General features: G+C 58.4%; 13 protein-coding genes. 7 read left to right on the forward strand and 6 right to left on the reverse strand.

Features of this window, described 5'->3' with window-relative positions:
- Positions 1-5 precede the first annotated feature (5 nt).
- Complete coding sequence (trmFO, locus tag BUC26_RS02775) at positions 6-1,343, forward strand: methylenetetrahydrofolate--tRNA-(uracil(54)-C(5))-methyltransferase (FADH(2)-oxidizing) TrmFO (protein ID WP_073373305.1); 1,338 nt, start codon at positions 6-8, stop codon at positions 1,341-1,343.
- Between the two features lie 174 nt (positions 1,344-1,517).
- Here the strand turns inward: trmFO and BUC26_RS02780 are convergent, their stop codons facing one another.
- From BUC26_RS02780 to BUC26_RS02790, 3 genes are all read right to left on the reverse strand, one after another.
- Positions 1,518-3,293, reverse strand: a complete 1,776-nt coding sequence (locus tag BUC26_RS02780) for a bifunctional DNA primase/helicase (protein ID WP_073373306.1) — start codon at positions 3,291-3,293, stop codon at positions 1,518-1,520.
- 29 nt (positions 3,294-3,322) lie between these two features.
- Positions 3,323-6,709 carry a cyclic nucleotide-binding domain-containing protein gene (locus tag BUC26_RS02785; protein WP_073373307.1) on the reverse strand — a complete coding sequence of 1,129 codons (3,387 nt, stop codon included), beginning with the start codon at positions 6,707-6,709 and terminating at the stop codon, positions 3,323-3,325.
- A gap of 303 nt (positions 6,710-7,012) precedes the next feature.
- Positions 7,013-7,684: a Maf family protein gene (locus BUC26_RS02790; RefSeq protein WP_341864983.1), complete on the reverse strand. Its 672-nt coding sequence runs from the start codon at positions 7,682-7,684 to the stop codon at positions 7,013-7,015.
- On the opposite strand from BUC26_RS02790, the gene BUC26_RS23715 reads away from it, so the two are divergent.
- The 6 genes from BUC26_RS23715 (at position 7,671) to BUC26_RS02815 (ending at position 13,330) form a co-directional block, all read left to right on the forward strand.
- Positions 7,671-7,895, forward strand: a complete 225-nt coding sequence (locus BUC26_RS23715) for a hypothetical protein (RefSeq protein WP_167369252.1) — start codon at positions 7,671-7,673, stop codon at positions 7,893-7,895. The two genes, BUC26_RS02790 and BUC26_RS23715, sit on opposite strands and share 14 nt — an antisense overlap.
- A gap of 35 nt (positions 7,896-7,930) precedes the next feature.
- Complete coding sequence (locus tag BUC26_RS02795) at positions 7,931-8,380, forward strand: cyclic nucleotide-binding domain-containing protein (RefSeq protein WP_073373308.1); 450 nt, start codon at positions 7,931-7,933, stop codon at positions 8,378-8,380.
- 31 nt (positions 8,381-8,411) lie between these two features.
- On the forward strand, positions 8,412-9,239 hold the full coding sequence (locus BUC26_RS02800; protein WP_073373309.1) for a GGDEF domain-containing protein: 828 nt from the start codon (positions 8,412-8,414) through the stop codon (positions 9,237-9,239).
- The gene (locus BUC26_RS02805; RefSeq protein ID WP_073373310.1) at positions 9,239-10,708 is read left to right on the forward strand and encodes a transglutaminase-like domain-containing protein; all 1,470 of its coding nucleotides are present in this window, start codon (positions 9,239-9,241) and stop codon (positions 10,706-10,708) included. Before BUC26_RS02800 ends, BUC26_RS02805 begins: the two co-directional genes overlap by 1 nt.
- 175 nt (positions 10,709-10,883) lie before the next feature.
- Complete coding sequence (locus BUC26_RS02810) at positions 10,884-11,675, forward strand: ABC transporter ATP-binding protein (RefSeq protein ID WP_073373311.1); 792 nt, start codon at positions 10,884-10,886, stop codon at positions 11,673-11,675.
- A gap of 11 nt (positions 11,676-11,686) precedes the next feature.
- Positions 11,687-13,330 (forward strand): putative ABC transporter permease subunit, encoded by a 1,644-nt coding sequence (locus tag BUC26_RS02815; protein WP_208609701.1) that lies wholly within the window; start codon positions 11,687-11,689, stop codon positions 13,328-13,330.
- A gap of 40 nt (positions 13,331-13,370) precedes the next feature.
- Here BUC26_RS02815 and fabL read toward each other — a convergent pair whose 3' ends face one another.
- The 3 genes from fabL to BUC26_RS02830 form a co-directional block, all read right to left on the reverse strand.
- Positions 13,371-14,114 (reverse strand): enoyl-[acyl-carrier-protein] reductase FabL, encoded by a 744-nt coding sequence (gene fabL / locus BUC26_RS02820; protein WP_073373429.1) that lies wholly within the window; start codon positions 14,112-14,114, stop codon positions 13,371-13,373.
- Between the two features lie 157 nt (positions 14,115-14,271).
- Positions 14,272-15,204 (reverse strand): DUF362 domain-containing protein, encoded by a 933-nt coding sequence (locus tag BUC26_RS02825; protein ID WP_084540399.1) that lies wholly within the window; start codon positions 15,202-15,204, stop codon positions 14,272-14,274.
- Between the two features lie 44 nt (positions 15,205-15,248).
- Positions 15,249-16,433 (reverse strand): phosphoglycerate dehydrogenase, encoded by a 1,185-nt coding sequence (locus tag BUC26_RS02830; protein ID WP_073373312.1) that lies wholly within the window; start codon positions 16,431-16,433, stop codon positions 15,249-15,251.
- Between the last annotated feature and the right edge of the window lie 103 nt (positions 16,434-16,536).

Raw genomic sequence — 16,536 nt, forward strand, 5'->3', positions numbered from 1 at the left:
AACCGATGAACAGATCTGCTGACACCGAACCGGTAGTGATCATCGGCGGCGGCCTGGCCGGCTGCGAAGCGGCCTGGCAGATCGCCCGTGCCGGCAGCCGGGTCCGGCTCTACGACATGAAACCGCACCGCTTCAGTCCGGCCCATGGATCCCCGGATCTGGCCGAGTTGGTCTGCTCCAACTCCCTGCGCTCAAACGATCCCCATGCCGCGGTCGGCCTGCTCAAACATGAGATGCGTCGCCTGCAGTCACTGATCATGCAGGCCGCCGACGCCACCGCGGTGCCGGCCGGCAAAGCGCTGGCCGTCGACCGCGCCCGGTTTTCAGCGACCATCACCGCTGCCTTGGCCGACCACCCGCGTATCACTATCGTCAGGGAGGAGATCAACGATCTCCCGGAACCACGAGACGGCCGCGTGCTCATTCTGGCCACCGGCCCGCTGACCTCGGAGGCGCTCGCCGCAGCGCTGGCCGAGTTGACCGGCAGTGCGCGGCTTTACTTCTACGACGCCATCGCCCCGATTATCCATCATGAATCGCTCGATCTGTCGATCGTCTATCAGAAATCACGGTATGATGACGGACCGGGCGACTACCTCAACTGCCCTCTGGATCACCGGTCCTACGAGCGGTTCATCACCGAACTTGCCGGGGCCGCCTGCGTGCCTCTGCGGGAGTTCGAAGACCCCAAATATTTTGAAGGTTGTCTGCCAATCGAGGTGATCCGCGCCCGTGGCGACAATACCCTGCGCTTCGGTCCGATGAAGCCGGTCGGCCTGGAACATCCGCAGACCGGCGCGCTGCCCTATGCCGTGGTGCAGCTGCGCAAGGAGAATCGACAGGGAACCCTCTACAACATGGTAGGGTTCCAGACCAAGCTAACGTATCCTGAGCAGAAGCGGATTTTCCGGTTGATCCCCGGCCTGGAGCAGGCGGAGTTCGCCCGGCTCGGATCCATTCACCGCAACACGTTCCTGCGGGCGCCGGAGGTCTTGCTGCCGAGCTTGCAATTGCGCTGTCGGCCGGATATTCTGATCGCCGGGCAGCTCTCCGGGGTCGAAGGCTACGTCGAATCGACCGCCATCGGTCTGCTGGCCGGCCTCAACGGCTACCGGCTCGCCACCGGCCGCGCACCGCTTATGCCGCCTCCCGGCACCGGACTCGGCGCCCTGATCACTCACCTGACCGAAACGGACCCGCGCCATTTCCAGCCGTCGAACATCAATTTCGGGCTCTTTCCACCCTGGCCGAAAAAGGTGCCGAAACGGCTGCGCGGCTCCACCCGCGCCCAGCAATCTGATGAGGCCCTGACCGACTGGCTGGCGACGCACACCATCGACTGAACCGGGTCAGCAAGCGCTTTGGGTTACCCAGACAATTCGTTTGCCCGGCTGGGTTGTTGCTGTTCTTTGTATGAAAATCGGTCTTCCCGGGCTGGCCGGCCCTTCCGACCCAGGCAGAGATTCTCCCTATTTGTTTGGAAATATCGCCTTGGGACCGGGAGATATGGTGCTTGCTCAGATCTCGGTGAATCCCCAGAACGGGTAGTCGAGGCGATAGGTGGCGATCAGGCCGGGACTGTGCTCCCGGCTGGCGACCAGCCAGAGATGATTGTCGCGCCGACTGCCGTCCATGGCACTCTGCTGGTCCCAGTCTGGATGGAGGACAAAGGCATTGTCGGCACTGTACTCGATATCGCCTGATCCCTTGAAGACTCCCAGATGCGGAGTTTCCCGATAAGAGCCCTTGTCGCCGCGGGACAGCTCTGAAATAACGAGAAAGGAGACCTGCATCTCATCGCGGATCGACTCGAATTGACGGAGCCACGCGTCGATGCCGCTGCGCCGCTCGCTCAGATCCTTGAACGGGAGTTTGTGCAGGCTGTCGACGACGACCACGGTGTACTCCCGCTGGGTCTCGTGGCGCATGAAATCGATATGCCGCCGCATGATCTCCGGCGTCAGGCGACGATCGTTAACGATACGAAACCAGGTCAACAGCTTTCTGAACTCCTGACAGGCCTGCTGATAACGCCGGCGATCCTCATCGTTGAAACGACCCGTCTGCAGTCCGCGAAGGGCCAGCCGACTGAGGCGCACCAGCGTACGTTGCAGGATCTTCTGCCTGCCATTCTCGAAATCGTAATAGATCACCGGGATGCCGCGACGAGCCATGTCGGTGGCAATCTGGATCATGAAACAGGACTTGCCGACCTTCGGCGCCCCGCCGATCACGTTGATGCCGTGAATACCGTCGACGGCCCGATCGAGTTTGGCCAGTCCGGTCTTCATACCGCGGAAATCGTCTCCCCGCTGCTGCTCCAGCCTCTTGAAAAACCGGTCATGCTCTCGTTTCGGCGTGGCAAACGGAGAAAAAGCCCGGGAAGAACGGGCCATCGCAATGACCTCGCCGCTGAAACCGGCGCCCTTGTCACAGGCGAGCTGCCAGAGGCTGTAATTGCGGCTCACACCGATCGGCCAGCCCAGCAGGCGCACCTTGTGGCCGATGCGGGAGGCCAACGACCGGGCGCGAATCTCCGCTTCGGCGTTGTTGACGGTAGCGATAAAAAGCGTCCTGATATAGGCGAAACGCTGCGGATCGAGGAATTCCAGGATCTGGCTGTCGGGCACCGCCACGCCGGGCAGACCGATCTGTTTCAGGGTCAACAGACTATCCTCACCTTCACAGATCACCAGGGTGCCGTTTTCACATCGCCGGATATCCTCGACATTGAACAGCTGATACTCTTCAGCGCGCAGGGTCTCGTCTCCCTGCCAGAAAGAGTCGCTCGGTCGATCCGGGTAAACACAACGAGCGGTATAGCAATTGCCATCTTCCTGGAAATAGGGATACACGAGGTATCGGCCGTTATAACCGATGCCGAGTTCACGCAGGACCGGCTCGGTAACGCCAGCCGTCTGGAAATGAGCCAACACCGACTCGGTCAGATTGTCCTGGAAACCCTTGACCTGCTGATTGAGTGTCTGGGCCGGATAATCGATCTGGCGCAGAAGCGGCTCGCGGTCAGGATCAAAGCCCGGCGTCGCCTCCGGATTCAGTTTGGCCAGCGCCGTGAACCAGAGCGGGAACCCGCCCGGAACGCAGCGGTTCAAACAGCGGAAATAGCCGTGGAAAAAGCCGTCCGGATTGATCGTAACCACCAGTCGCTGCTGGCCGTCCAGTCCTTTTTCCGGACAAAACGGGCAATCGGCGCTGTAGATCGATTTATCGAGCGAACCACCGCTGAGATTGCTGACATAGAACTGGTAGACCGCCTCGGCGTAATCGCTCATTTCACTCTCGCAAACGGTGGTGGCAGCCTTTACGGCAAGGTGGTGTCTTTTCCGGTTTTGACGATTGTCTGGAGATCGCTGCCGGAGATATCGTCGACAAACTTGACGTGAACCGAATATTCATTTTCCATGGCCTGGTGTCCGCGCACTGCGATAATCGTTCCCAATACCGCTACCTGACGCTCAACCGCTCCCTCCATCGGCAAGAGGACCCTGGTGCTGCGCCCGAGCAGCAGGCGAGCGTTCTTTTTCTGGGAAATGCGCAGGAAGAACGATACACCGCCGGTTGAGATGTCGGACAACTCGCCCTTGGACGCGATACCGGTGTCGCGTCCCCTACTGTCGAGCAACAACGAGGTCACACGGCCGGACAGCTTGTGCCGCCGCGTCGCCCGGCGATCCTTGCCGCTGCGTGAAAAATACGCCTGCAGGCTCGCCGATTTGAGGCAGAAATCATGAAGTTTCGACTCCAGGGCCGGCGACTCCTCACGCCATTTATAGATGGTGTCGATGCCGAGGTAGAGCACCTCGGTCCGAACCAGGCAGGAGACGCTGACCGTCCACACCGAGGCTTCAAACACGGTGTCTGCTCCGAGGATCTCGCCACGGGTTGCATTTTTAACGAGCACATCGCCGGACGCGTCCCGATAGGAAATCCTGACTTTGCCGCTATTGATCAGATAGAGGCCGGACTGCATATCCCCCTGCCGGACGATAAACTGTTCGTTCTCGTAGGTAACGCGTTTGAGAGCATGGTAAAAGTTGGCAAACTCCTCGGTGGTAAGGACGTCATAGAGATCGGACCAGGCCTCGACCTGATCCCGGTCGATCGCGGAAATCTTTTCTTCCTCGATCAACTCCGCCGCCCGAATGATTTCGGAAAGGGCCATCGGGTCGATCTCGATCAGCCATTCCCGCAACGCTTCCGCCTCGGCAAAGCGATGCTTGGCCACCGCCTTGGCAATGAATTCGAGCAGTACCTCGCGGGCCAGCTCCTTTTTCCCCTGGCCGACCAGCTCCTTGACCTGGCTTACTCCCGGCACCTGCGCCAGCGTCCTGGCCAGCTCCGTGTCTCCTTTTCCTTCTCCTGCCTCTCCAGGGCCGGCGCCAGCGGCTGGAGAGGGAGAGGGAGGCTCGATCGGCGTCGGCTGACTCGCCCGTTTCATCTCTGCAGAGACCGCTTTCAAGGCGTTCTCCGCGTCAACCCAGACCTGATTCCCCAGTTTCCGATTGACTTTTTTGCCGCGGTTATCCAGGAATTCGCGCAGGGCTGTATGAACGGTCGCGGTCGGTATTCGTGACAGGGCCTTGATGATTTCATGGAGCAACGGTTCGCGAACCGCTTCGGAATAGTGTTCCTGGTCGGCCAGAATGACCATCAGCGGCCCGCTCGTCTCTTCATCGGTAAACCGGTGCAGGGCTTTGACGATCTGCAGCAACATCGCCTCGCTGGCCCCGCTGAAGCAGTCGAGCAGTGCCTGCTTCCGCCGCTCACCGCTGATGGTGTAGATGCAGGCAAAGGCCTCGCGCTGCACGCGCAAGTCTTCATGGCGAAGAAACGGCATGATGTCGGCAACCTGCTTCGGCCCGGCCAGCTCCGCCGTCAGCTTGATTAGGTTTCGCTTACCATACCAGGGCATCGGCTCCGGCAGTTTCTCGAGAATCACCGACAGGACAACCGATCCCATCGCGGTCAACAGGTCGATGATCCGCAGTCGATCCTGAGGCTCCTCCTCCTGCAACAGCTGATCGACGAGAAAAACGCCGGCGGGCCGGCCCATCATGGTCAGCCGCTCTCCCGCCTTGCTCTTCGCCCCACTTTCGAGAGATTGTTGCAGCAGCTCCCGAAAGAGCGGTCGATTGAAGGAGCGGTCCTGAATACGACCGATCAACGCCGGGATGGGCGGCGGTTTAGCCAACTGACCGGTACGGATCTTATGAAAGAGCGCCAGGACCTGATCGGCACGGTCGAAATGTCCTCGCTGGCAGGACGCACCGACGATCACCTGCAGCAGAAACGCCGCTTTTTCGTAAGCCGAGTCGCCTTCTTCCGATTCGCGGATCCAGGAAATCAACGCGCCACTCATCTTTTCCAGCGACGTCCAGCGTTTCTGGGCAAACAGGACACTGCCGACCATCACCAGACTGCGAATGAGGCGTCGCCGAAGATGATCGTCGCCGCCGAGCATTTCCGCCGCCATAATCTCGACCAGACGGTCGGCGGTGGCACCATCACCGCGCCGGTAATATTGTTCGATTTCCTCCGGCAGATTGAGCAGCAGTTCCTCGCTGCGCAAACCGGCGAGATTGCCGCTGAGCAGCGCGCCGATACCCGTTTCGATTCGTTTGTCGCGACGCTCCTGTTCGCTGCTTTCCAGCAACGAACGTGCTTTTTCCTTACCGAGATAGAGTTTGCCTTTCGGTGTGCCTGCAAGCAGCTCAACAGTCGCCGCAACGATCGCATCATCGACGCTGATCTCGCCACGCCGCCCACCGGTTCGCTCGCTTAGCTCGCGGAGTCTTGTCATCGCCGTATCAAACAGCTCGTTGGGGACCAGCTCGACCAGTGCATTTAAGAGATACCGGCCGAAATCATCGGGATAATCCTGGCAGTAGAGCCTCGTCAGGAAGAGAGCCGAACCGGCGCGCACCACTATGGCTGCAGCGCCGGCGGCAACCTGTTGATGCTGCTGCGGTGATAGATGGCCACCGACACGGCGCACGAAACGGGAAAATGCTGCCGACCTGGTCGGCAGCGGAGCAGCTTCGACCGCGCTCAATTCCTGCAACGCCTGGGCAACGCCGGCAACAACCAGATCGATCGCCCGCGAAGTGTCCTGCAGATAGGAGGACAAGCCGGCCAGTCGCGTGGACGGATCGCGCCTGGAAAACAGGTCGTTGAGCAGGTCCTGCGGCACGGCCGCCGTCTCGAACGACACCTCCTCGTCTGCCTCGGTCTGAGCCGGGTCGTATTCGAGTTCGGGGGCCTCCTCCGGGAAATAATGGGCGAGGCCCAACTCATTGACAAAAGAACGACCGCCTCCCTCCCGGGCAATTTTCTCTTTTCTCGCGGTAAAGACCGTCAGGATGGCACTGAACACCCTGCGGTCAAACGTCGGACGCAGGACGACATGCTCGAGATTGAGCAGGGCCAGATGACGGTAGACAACCATGTTCTTCAGCTCTTCCGCCACCTGTTCGGCCACCTGGAACCCACAGACCAATGGGACGTCCGGTGATTTTCCATAGCTGAACTGACCGGCCGTCCGGGAAAACGTTTTGATCGCCTGATACGCCTTTTCTACCGCATTGGCGACCTGCGGGGAAGCAGCCGGGTAGAGACGGGAGGTGGTGACAGCCGCATTGAACGACTTGAGGGTCGCCAGTGCTTCATGCTGTATACGCTCGATGTTCATTACCGGCGCTGACCCCATGCTCTGAGGATTGTTATTGCCGCCTCTACGGCGATCTGTCGGAGATCCCGGCACGATAGACAGATCGACAAGCGATCGAACATCACGTCGGCCGGTTTGTCACAACCGATCTGCCGCCACCACTTCACTATATTATTCACTACCACGCCAACATTTCAAAAGTCAAGGAAAACAACTGGTTAATGACATACCTCGAATCCTGTCGGACACCGTCGACAAACATCGCCGGAAACGAATATTTTCATTTACATCCCGGTATGATACATAGCAAACCTACGACCGTTTTCAACCATTGTGCGCCGGTTTGCAGCGGGACGAACGTATCTCGATAATGCCAAGTTCGGTCAACAGATCGCTGATTTCCGCCAACGGCAGGCCGACCACATTGGAGTAGGAACCGTCGATTGCCGCCACCAGCATCCCGCCTTTCCCCTGGATGCCGTAGCCACCGGCCTTGTCTAGCGACTCTCCGGTTCGAACGTATGCTCGGGCCAACTGTCTGCCAAAGGGAGCGAATCTGACCCTCGTTGCGACACAATCGACATGGCAAAACGATTCGCGACGGCAGTACAGCGTAAATCCGGTCAGAACGAAATGCTCCCGACCGGCCAGCCGGCACAGCATCGTCACGGCCTCCTCGCTGTCACGTGGTTTACCGAGTGCTTCAGAATCGAGAACCACCGTCGTATCGGCAGCCAGGATCCACTCCGAAGCAAAATTAACACCGACCATCCGGGCCTTTTCTTCCGCGATTCTGCAGACATAATCGCCGGGATCCTCGCCCTCCTTCGGGCGTTCGTCAAGGGATGCCGGACAGATCCGGAAATGCAGTCCGAGCTCCGTCAGCATACGTTTTCTCCGTGGCGAAGCCGACGCCAGGACAAGTGGTTTGACAGTGGCAAACATCTCGCCGGCTGCTTCGTTATCGTCCGGCTGATCCGGTATGAACGAGCTCATTTCTCTGGTGCAGCGCCTCTGTTGCAATCTTCACTTTCTGCAGACAAATCTTCCGACCACCTTACAAATTGTTCACTATCGTGATAAGATTGGCGATAAATCTTTGCTGAAGGGAACCTTGAATTTTTCAAGCTCCTCCAAAATCCGTAGCCCTCGGCCGGATACCACTGACGAGTGCGTCGGCGATACAGAGCGGTTGCTGCCGGGCTAATCAGGAACCAATCATCTTTTTGCCGAGATGCATCGATGAGCGAAGCAGGAAAAATCATTACTCGCATCTGTCAACCGGAAGAGGTCATCTTCCGGCAGGGTGATGCGGGCCGTCATCTCTATCTTATCCTCAGTGGATTGGTGGAGATTTATAAAACAATCGACGGTAACCGTCAATCAATCAGCCGTTTCGGCAGCGGCGAGATCTTTGGAGAAATGGGGGAGTTGACCAACGAACCACGCTGCGCCACTGCCACCGCCATCGAAGAACCCCGGCTGATCTTGGTCGACGAGTATATTTTCCACAATGCGCTGGGCAACAACAAACTGCCCATTCTCAAACCGCTGACCAGACAATTGGTGCAACGGTTGCAGGAAACCGAGGCTTTGCTGCAGGAAAGCCGCCATCGGGTCAGCCAATTGGAACAACAATTGACCGCTAGCCGCAGTCTGCGTTCCGACGATGGGCGCCGAAGCGGCCGCTGAATTGATCTTCGCTTGGAGGATTGTGCCTGGTATGGCCTTTTCACCCCCCGCAACCATCACGGAATTCGCCGCCGCCGCCCGTAAACCGTTCAGCTATGATCTGCGGCACAACAGCTACATCTGGTTCGGCTTATTCTGGGGAATTCCGATCCCGCTGGTCACCATTTTATATGAACTACGCTTTTTGCACTCGGTGGACAGCATCGCCGCACCGCTGGCGATTTTCGGTTCGCCGCTCCAATGGTTCTTCCTCCTGCACCCATTGCTGTTCGGCGCGGTCTTCGGCATTCTTGGCACGATCCGCCAGGAGAAGGAAAACGAACTTCGCCTTCGCCTGCGGCAACTCAGGGACATGGCCATCCACGACCAATTGACGGGATTGAAAAACCGTCGCCATTTCGCCCATATCTTCCACGATGAATGTGCCAGGAATTTGCGCAGAAACGAGACTTTGTCTATTCTTTTTCTCGATATCGACCATTTCAAGAAGATTAACGACAACCTCGGCCATCACCAGGGAGATGTTGTGCTGAAAGAATTGGGAAACTACCTGAAAAACCAGTGCCGCCCCTACGACACCCCGGTACGCTGGGGGGGAGAGGAATTTCTCATCCTGCTCCGGGCAACCGACGAACAGAGCGCCGTGCGCTTTGCCGAGCGGATCCGAAAGCAGATCGAAAACGGGATCAGCCCTGCCCTGCCGTGCATGTTTACCGTCTCCATCGGCCTGGCTGAATACCGGGAAAACGACACGCTTGAAGCGATCACCAACCGGGCCGACAAAGCCCTCTACCACGCCAAGCAGACCGGCCGGAACCGGGTCGTCTCCTGGAGCATGTTACAAGCCGCCGCTCAATAATGAGACCTCGTTCCACCATTAGGGCAATACCGCTGGTCAAGGCCGTGATCTGCGTCGTCTGGCTGCTGCTCTTTGTCATTCTTCTCCAACGTGATTCTTTTGTCAGGACCATCAGCAGTCGCGAAAACGCCGTTCTGGAACAGGCCAGGCACACCGCATACCAGGGCATCTATTTCAAAGACAGGAAAATCGGTTATGTTCAGCATCATAGCATCCCGGCCGATGACGACACCGTGGCCGTCAGTCAACGGGCGGTCATGGATCTTACCATTTCCGGACAATCCCATCCGATCGATCTCGATCTCAGGGCAACCGTCGACCAGAGCAGCCGCCTGCTGGATTTTCACTTCAATTTTTCATCGCCGTTTTATCGCATGGAAGCCACGGGAGAGGTTTCCGGTGCGACCGTGTCGTTTACCCTCGACACCGGCAATTCGATTATCAAAGATCGAATCACCCTGCCCGACCCGCCGCTGCTGCCGACTTCCCGGCGCGCCTACCTGCTCAGTCAGGACATGACGGTCGGCGAAAAAATTCGCGTCCCCTGGTTCGATCCGCTGTCGCTGACCGCGAAGACCTCCCTGGTCGAGTACCGCGGCCGGGAAAAGACCCTGATCAACCAACGCGTGTACCCGTTGCACCGCTTCACCGAACTGTTTGCCGGCGTTCGGGTCAACGTCTGGCTCGACGACGACGGGAGTGTCGTCAAAGAAGAGTCGCCGGCCGGTTTCGTCTTTATCAGGGAACCGGAATTCAAGGCAAAGATGGTCGATGGCCGGGGCCAGGATCTGCTGGCAGGCGTGTCCATTCAGATTACCGGAACCATGCCCGACCTGATCGGTCGCGAAGAAATGCGCTATCGCCTGAAACTTCCCGAAGAAGGCGACTTCGACCTCTCGTCCGGACGGCAGGACTTTGTCGCCCCGATCCTGACCGTTCGCCGCGAACGGTTGCCAAACAGCGGTTCAAGTGCCTCCGGTCCTTGCGATGATGCCGATCGGGAATTGCAGGCCTCGCCATACATCCAGTCTGATGCCGAAGAAATCATCACCCTGAGCCGGGAGATTACCGCCGGCGCGTCATCGCCTATGGCACAAGCCACTGCACTGGCTGACTGGGTTTTTGACAATCTGGAAAAGCGGCCGGTTATCGGCATTCCCGATGCGCTGAGCACACTGAAAGCACGAATCGGCGACTGCAACGAACACGCCTCTTTGTTCGCCGCGCTGGCCCGTGCCGCAGGAATTCCGACGAAAATCGCCGTCGGCGTGGTCTGGCAACAGAATGCCTTTTATTACCACGCCTGGAACGAAGTATGTATCGGCGGGACCTGGATCAGCCTGGATACCACCACCAACCAATTACCGGCCGATCTCACCCACCTCAAGTTCGTCGAGGGGGAATTGCAGGAGCAGATCCGGATCGGCTCGTTGCTCAACAACCTGGCGATCCAACCGTTGAGCGACTGATCGGGATCTGGAAAAATCACGAATTTCGTTCAAGGTCGAGGCTCGCCAGAAACGTTTACCGCCGTCATATATATGATATTATGATGATAAAATTTGACCGTGCAACGATGAGATTGGGCGAAATGACAATTTCTCAAGGTCCCCTGATATCGACAGCACCGCACTGAGGTCTTTTATGTCCAAGGACGTCCTGGTCCTGAAGCAATTGAGCAAACAATTCGACCGGCTTACCGCCGTCGACGGAATCGACTTGCAAGTGGGCGCCGGGGAGATTTTCGGTTTTCTCGGACCCAACGGCGCCGGCAAGACCACCACCATCAAGATGATCGCCGGCCTGCTGCTGCCCACCGGCGGCTCCGCGTCAATCTGCGGCCACTCGTTGACCTCCGAATCCCGGATCTGCCGGCAGTTGACCGGCTATATTCCGGACCGCCCCTATCTCTACGAAAAACTGACCGGCGGCGAATACCTGAACTTTATCGCCAGCCTCTACCCGGACACCACGGAACCGGGCCGGCAACAGGTTCGAGCCGAACAATATTTGCAGCTTTTCGATTTGCACCAGTGGCGCAACAACCTGATCGAGAGCTATTCGCACGGGATGCGCCAGAAACTGATCATGACCTCAATGCTGATGCTTGACCTGCCGCTACTGGTCGTTGACGAGCCGATGGTCGGACTCGACCCGAAAAGCGCCAGAATCGTCAAGGAACTCTTCCGGAAAAAAGCCCGGCACGGTACCACCATCTTTTTATCGACCCATTCGATGGAAATCGCCGAAGAACTCTGCGATCGGGTCAGCATCATCGTCAACGGCTCGATCATCGCCAGCGGCGACATCGATTCGTTGCGGCAAGACCCGTCGCTGGCCGGAAAAAATCTCGAGGAATTGTTTCTGCAGCTGACCGGCGCCTTCGAGCTGCAACACGTTATCGCCGCGCTGCGCGAAGACAGCGCCGGAAATTGAGGGGGCATCTCGTGCAGACCCGGCTGTTTCTCCCTTTTCTCTGCAGCGCCCGAAACCGACTTCTCGGCCGCGGCGCCGTCACGCTGAAAACGATCCCGCTGACGCTGCTCGGACTGGCAATCTGCGTCGTTCTCTACGTGATCACCTGGCGGGCTGTTTCCTACTTTCATGCACAAAGCGAATTGGGCATCATCCTCAGCATGAAAATCTATCAGATGGCCTGGATCACCATCTTCATCATGCTCGTCTTTTCCTCGATGATTGCCGGAGTCTCAACGCTCTACCTGTCCAAGGACAACGAGATCATGGTCGCCGCACCGATCGGCTGGGCCGAACTCTTTCGGATGCGACTGCTGACCACGTTTTTCAACACCTCCTGGATGGTACTGATTTTCACGCTGCCCGTTTTTGCCGCCTTCGGCACCGTGTTTCAGGCCGGACCGCTCTATTGGCCCCTGCTGCTGGTGACCATTCCAACCACGGCTTTGATCGCCAGCGGCAGCGCCATGCTGCTGGTAATCCTGCTGGTCTTTCTGTTCCCGGCCCGGCGGACCAAGGATATCATCTTTTATCTGACGCTGTGTTTCGGCATCCTGCTCTACCTGGTATTCCGGCTGATGCGGCCGGAAGATCTGGTCAACCCGGAAAAATACAGCCAGTTCGTCGAATACCTGGCAGCGGTTTCCAACCCGGCCGGCCCCTGGCTGCCGGCCGGCTGGACGGCCAACCTGCTGACCGTCTATCTGCTCGACCGGCAGATCGACTGGCTGCTCCTCGGGCTGCTGCTGTGCACCCCACCGGTCCTCGTTTTTCTCGGAGAATGGCTGATGGAGAGATTCTTTATCGGTGGTTACTCCAAATCCCAGGAATCGTTCGGTGGCTATCGCCGGTTTCGGCCGCCGCGGCAACGCAGCAGCCGGTCCTGGATTTTTCGCAAGGAGCTCATTTCATTTCTACGGGACTCGCGGGAGTGGTCCCAATTCTTCATGATCGGAGCGCTGGTGGTGGTCTATCTTTACAACTTCAAGGTCCTGCCGTTGGAATCAACCTTTGGCAGCACCTATGTGGCCAACCTGATCTCATTTGGCAATATCGGTCTGACCGGGTTCCTGGCCGCGGCGCTCGCCGCTCGCTTCGTCTACCCCTCGATCGGTGCCGAAGGGGAAGCCTTCTATCTGATCCTCAGCTCACCGCTGTCGATCGCCCGATTCTTCTGGTATAAATACCTTTTTTACGTCATCCCGTTCAGCCTGTTGACCATCGTGCTGATCGTCGTCTCCAACCACCTGCTGCAGATCAGCGGGCCGATGTGGTGGATCTCCTTGTTTGCCTCGCTGCTGATATGCTGGACGGTGGTGGCCATGGCCCTCGGTTTCGGCGCGATGTATGCCGATTATCATGCCGAAAACCGCTCCGCCTCGCTGGGCATCGGTGCCGTTCTCTACTTTTTCTGCGCCGCCGCCTACCTGCTGGTCATCCTGCTGACCGGTTTTTCTCCCGTCTACCGGCTCGTCAGACGCTGGATCTTCCACCGTGGGCTACCGCTCTTCGACACCCTGCTGACCGGCGGCTGGGTTGTCGCTGCAATCCTGGTTTCACTGGTGATCGGACTGGTCGTCAGTCGTCGAGGCATCAGCGCCCTCCAGCCGAAATAAGGCCCGACCACCTGCTGCTCAAAGGACCTCCGGCAGGCCGTCAGCCCCTGATCGCATAGCCGCCGTCCACCGTGATAACCTGCCCCTGGACCATATCGGCGAGATTGCTGCAGAGAAACAGCGCCACGTCGGCTACATCTTCGGGGGTGGTCAAGCGGCCGAGCGGCGTGCGGTGCAAGGCGTTGTCGAGGATTTCGTCGCGGTTCGGAAATTTCTTCAGCGCATCGGTATCCACCGCTCCGGCACTGACCGTGTTGATCCTGATTCCCTGCGGACCGAGTTCCACAGCAAGATGACGAACCAATGACTCCAGGGCCGCCTTGGAAGCCCCGACAGTAGTGTAGTTCTCTATCGCCCGGGTGGATCCGAGGCTGGAAACAGCGATTACCCTGGCTCCGGATCGCATCAACGGCAGGCCTTTCTGAATCAGGCCGAGCAAGGCTCGGGCATTGATATCCATGGCCCAGTTCCAATGACGCTCGGTCAACTCCAGGGCGGGCTTGAGGACACCGGAAGCGGCATTGCTGACCAGGATATCCAGGGCGCCGAACTCCGTGGTAATGATCTCGAACATCGCGTCGACGTCATTCTGTTTGGCCACGTTGGCCTTGACGATCAAGCAGCGGCGGCCAAGTGCCTCCACCGCCGTCGCCGTGTCTTGGGCGTCCTGCCGGTGGCGGACATAATTGACGATGATGTCGACGCCGTGTTCGGCCAGACGAATGGCTATCGCCCGGCCGATGCCGCGCGATCCCCCGGTCACCAGGGCAACACGCCCGGTCAGATTGAACATAGTGCTATCCTCTCCGCTCAGATGAGCTGTTATGGTTGGGAAATACGGCCGTATTGCGGCGGGTTTTCGCTGCGATACGGCCGATACATCCGTTGTCTTGTCGTCCCGATCAACTGCCCGGTAAAAAGAGCACCCGAGACAGCCGCTCTCAGCGGGACATTCCACCGATCACCCGGCGCAGCGCATTAACCAGAAATCGCAGCGGATTGAACGGAACCGGAGCGAGATGGATCGGCGCGACAAAGCCCGAACCGTGAAATGCCGTTGGTGCCTCAAACGGGAAGGCCAGTGCAGCCGGGTCTGACCCGGTCAGACCGCGCTTACGGGCAGCTGCGCAAATCGGGCAACGCTCGGCCGTCAGCTCAAGGGCATCAATCAGGCCGTAATCGACGGCTATCGGATTGCGCCCGGCGGCCAAGCATCCGAGATGAAGTCGGTCGCCGCGCGCCGGACCCCGTCGATGCATGACCTCGATACCGTCAACCAACGTCACATGCTCAGGCAGCAGGGCCAGCAGGTCCAGGATCAAATCAGCAAAACGCTGGTGGCTCGGACCGTTTTTCATATGGGCCAGGGCCTTTCTCATGCCGCAGACGATGCCGAAGATATTCTTGACCGCCAGGGTCACGTGCATCTGCGTGTGCGCTTTGATTTTCGGCAGATTGACGAGCAGATCGCAAGCCAGCGCTTCTTCGGCAACAGCGATGGCGACACCGTGGGCCAGCCGTACCGGCCGCGGGGTTCTGAGCTCGACGACTCTGAGGTCCAGATCCCCGAGCAGACTGCTGATTCCCTGTCGTTGCATGACCTGGGCGGCACTGCCGAAGGACGGCGAATCACCGATGACAAGCCGGGCGCCGCGATCGAGAAACCACTCGGCCACCGCCCGCAGGAACCTCCTGTCGGTGCAAGCCAGCGGTGGAGCCAGAGCGCTGACCAGATTCGGCTTGAGCAACACCGTTGTGCCGGCCAGCGTCGCCGGCAGTCGGCACAAGGGGGCACAGCGATCGAGAAACTCGTGCAACCCGCGCTTCTCGTAGGCCGCACAACGACCGAGCAGGACCGGAATCAATTCAGCCATCAGGCAACGCCAACCGACACGGAGCGGGCGGCTTCACCCGCAAATCAGCGGGCAAAAGAAATGGTTCGGGTCCTGATAACATTTTCATCGCCTTGAATCTCGGTGATAATTTCCTCGGCGACATCCTGCTCCATATCGATGATATTGTAACCGATGCTGCCGTTGGACTCGTTCTTGAATGAACTGATATTGATCTGGTGACTGCCGAGAATGTTAGTGATAAAAGCGATCATCCCCGGTACGTCACGGTTGATGACGATCAGCCTGGTCCGAACCTGATCGGCCGGAATCGTCTCGATGTTCGGGAAATTGACGCTATTGGTGATATTGCCATACATCAGGTAGTTGGCAAGTTCCCGAACCGCCATCCGGGCACAGTTCTCCTCCGATTCGGTCGTCGATGCTCCAAGATGCGGCGTCAACAGCACCTGCTCATGACCAATCAACTTGACACTGGGAAAATCGGCAATATAGCCGAGCAGCTGCCCGCTTGCCAAGGCCTCCAGGACGGCATCTTCGTCAACGATCGGACCGCGGGCGTAGTTGATCAGTAACGCGCCAGGTTTCATCCGGGCGATGAACTCTCGATTGACCATGCCCCGGGTCTTGTCGATCAGCGGCACATGCACACTGACGATATCGGCATCACCGATGGCATCGGACAGGGTCTGGGTGATCTGCACATCGGGCAGTAGCTTATGGATATTGGCCAATACCGGTTTCGGGTCGAAACCCTTGACCTTCATGTACCTATGGACCCCACCGTTGGCCAGCCTGACGCCGATCTGGCCGAGACCGATCACGGCAAGGGTCCGACCGGCGATTTCCACGCCGCGAAAGGCGGCTTTGCGGCGTTCCACCTCTTTGGCAACCTTGTCCGCCTCGATTTCGGCCAGCGATTGGCAAAAGGAAATGCCCTTGTAGATATTGCGCTGCCAGACGCCGATCATCGGAAAGACCAGGTCGACCACGGCATTGGCATTGGCACCCGGGGTATTGAAGACGCAAACTCCTCGCTCGGTCGCCTTGGCCACCGAGATATTGTTGACACCGGCACCGGCTCGGGCCACCGCCAGCAGCGAGGGGAAATCGTCGGTATCGACCGGTGAGCTGCGAACCAGGATGCCGTGCGGATCGGTTTCGTCATCACTGACGACGAATTGTTGCCCGAGCTGAACGAGCCCCTTGCGGGCGATGGCGTTGATTTTTCTGATGCGATATGCGTTCACGGGATACTCCTTGTGGTAACGGGTTGTCAATTGCACCGCGCTGGTGCACTGGAGCCAGTTGCTGAGCCCTGCTATATATAACTCCCATGATTGGCAGTGGCAA

Source organism: Desulfofustis glycolicus DSM 9705, assembly GCF_900130015.1.
In the GTDB taxonomy this organism is placed as follows: domain Bacteria; phylum Desulfobacterota; class Desulfobulbia; order Desulfobulbales; family Desulfocapsaceae; genus Desulfofustis; species Desulfofustis glycolicus.

What these genes read in the sequence shown, in the direction of transcription:
- BUC26_RS02800 (WP_073373309.1), top strand. Translation starts at nt 8,412, where the DNA reads ATGGCCTTTTCACCCCCCGCAACCATCACGGAATTCGCCGCCGCCGCC.
- BUC26_RS02790 (WP_341864983.1), bottom strand. Translation starts at nt 7,684, where the DNA reads ATGAGCTCGTTCATACCGGATCAGCCGGACGATAACGAAGCAGCCGGC.
- BUC26_RS02785 (WP_073373307.1), bottom strand. Translation starts at nt 6,709, where the DNA reads ATGAACATCGAGCGTATACAGCATGAAGCACTGGCGACCCTCAAGTCG.
- trmFO (WP_073373305.1), top strand. Translation starts at nt 6, where the DNA reads ATGAACAGATCTGCTGACACCGAACCGGTAGTGATCATCGGCGGCGGC.
- BUC26_RS23715 (WP_167369252.1), top strand. Translation starts at nt 7,671, where the DNA reads ATGAACGAGCTCATTTCTCTGGTGCAGCGCCTCTGTTGCAATCTTCAC.
- BUC26_RS02825 (WP_084540399.1), bottom strand. Translation starts at nt 15,204, where the DNA reads ATGGCTGAATTGATTCCGGTCCTGCTCGGTCGTTGTGCGGCCTACGAG.
- BUC26_RS02795 (WP_073373308.1), top strand. Translation starts at nt 7,931, where the DNA reads ATGAGCGAAGCAGGAAAAATCATTACTCGCATCTGTCAACCGGAAGAG.
- BUC26_RS02780 (WP_073373306.1), bottom strand. Translation starts at nt 3,293, where the DNA reads ATGAGCGATTACGCCGAGGCGGTCTACCAGTTCTATGTCAGCAATCTC.
- BUC26_RS02810 (WP_073373311.1), top strand. Translation starts at nt 10,884, where the DNA reads ATGTCCAAGGACGTCCTGGTCCTGAAGCAATTGAGCAAACAATTCGAC.
- BUC26_RS02805 (WP_073373310.1), top strand. Translation starts at nt 9,239, where the DNA reads ATGAGACCTCGTTCCACCATTAGGGCAATACCGCTGGTCAAGGCCGTG.